Origin of the sequence: Rhizobium sp. AG207R (assembly GCF_027109195.1) — a bacterium.
In the GTDB taxonomy this organism is placed as follows: Bacteria; Pseudomonadota; Alphaproteobacteria; order Rhizobiales; family Rhizobiaceae; genus Rhizobium; species Rhizobium dioscoreae.
In genome coordinates, this window is record NZ_JAEPVT010000027.1 from 1 (window position 1) to 1,597 (window position 1,597).

General features: G+C 60.9%; 1 protein-coding gene. It reads right to left on the bottom strand.

Annotated elements, in window-relative coordinates:
• Positions 1-358: 358 nt before the first annotated feature.
• On the bottom strand, positions 359-1,528 hold the full coding sequence (locus JJQ51_RS32755) for an IS110 family transposase (protein WP_269245864.1): 1,170 nt from the start codon (positions 1,526-1,528) through the stop codon (positions 359-361).
• Positions 1,529-1,597: the final 69 nt, after the last annotated feature.

Here is a 1,597-nt window from a genome sequence, read left to right on the forward strand (position 1 = left end):
TCTCACACTTTTATGGGGCCACACCTGTCAATAGGGTACGACGCACAATCCGGTACATCCCAGCTTAGGATGTGCCGCGCAATATATAAGCCCGGCTTTGCGCCGTCAGGATACTCGTGGCAAGGGCTTTATTCGCAAGAGCCTGTCACCGGCTCGACTTTTATCCGGTCCGGCTGGCCCGGCCAGTGCCGGCGCCGTAACCCCAATCCCGTTTGCTGCGGGTGCTGCCCTTCGAGGAATGGGACCCTTCTCTACGAACGGCATCTTTCAGCCCAGTGTGAGATCGGTCACACATTCGCCCGGTATCCCCGTCGGTCGCGAACCGCGCGGGAATTCGAACTCTCTTCGCCGACGCTGACTAGGTCACAATGGCACCTCGCGGAACCAAGCCCGTCGTCGCATAGCGCCACAGGGCGATCAGCAGTTTGCGGGCGAGCGCCACCACCATGATCCGCCGCATCCGTCCCGTCGCGCCTTCAGTTCGCTTGCGGAACCATTGCGCCAGATCGCTATCGGGTTGCCAGAAGATCCAGCGCCAACTTATCTGAATCATGTGGGCTCGCAGCATTGGTGGCCCTGCTTTAGTAATACCTTGGTCGCGCGACACCGACCCGCTGGCCCAGGGAGAAGGCGCAAGTCCGCTCCAGCCGCCGACTTCGCGGCGGTTGCGGAAGTCTCGCCAGAACGCTTCCCGCGTCAAGATCGTCGCGTCGTTCATTCCAATTCCCTTCAGCCGGTTGAGCGTCGCGATCATCGCCGCCTCCTTCTCAGGCTCCACGGCAGTTTCAGCCTCTTGGCCGCAGTCCCGGACAACGGCATCACGTTCGGCCTCCACCTGCTCGACGTGGCGCATTACCAGCGCCAACCGCTCCAGCTCGCGCACGATCTCCCGCCTCAGGCAAGAACCAAGGGGGCGGCCGTCGCCGGTCACGATCGCATCAAGGCTCGTGACCGCATTCGCTGCTCGAGGATCAAAATCCATGATTCCCTGCGTTTTCAGCAGACCTTTGATCCGGTTCACGTGCGCCGTCCTCTCCTTCACCAAACGTTGACGCTCGCGCAATCCGCGACGCGCGTCGTCCTGTTTCACGGTCGGCACACGGACCTCACTCAGCACCTGCGGTTCGCCACGCGACCAGGCCATCAACGCACGAACCATTGCCCGCGCATCGATCCGATCGGTCTTGGCGCGCTTGGCCCGGCGATCGACCAGCAAGCTCGCCGGATCGATCACAACAACCCGGATACCGAACGTGGTGAGACGACGGTAGAGCCAGAAACCTTCGTATCCTGCCTCATAGCAGACGACGACGGCCGGTTCGCAGGCGCTCGACGCAAGCTTCGCCCGCGCTCGATCGACCAATGCCAGTAAGGCATCCACATCGCCGCCAGTCATCGAGTGCAACGCAATCTTGTCAGTCGATGGTGAATGGATACCGACCACCCACTTTGAACGGCTCATCTCCACCGACACGAAAATGTCCGCGCCAATCGGTGCATCAGTTACGGCGTCATTTTCCTCGAGCATCGCCCTTTCTCCTGTTAGGTTAAACACGTCGAACCGTAACAGGAGGTGCGACTAGCCCCATAGGATCTC

Excerpts from the sequence above, each read along its gene's own strand:
- JJQ51_RS32755 (WP_269245864.1), bottom strand. The coding sequence starts at position 1,528 with ATGCTCGAGGAAAATGACGCCGTAACTGATGCACCGATTGGCGCGGAC.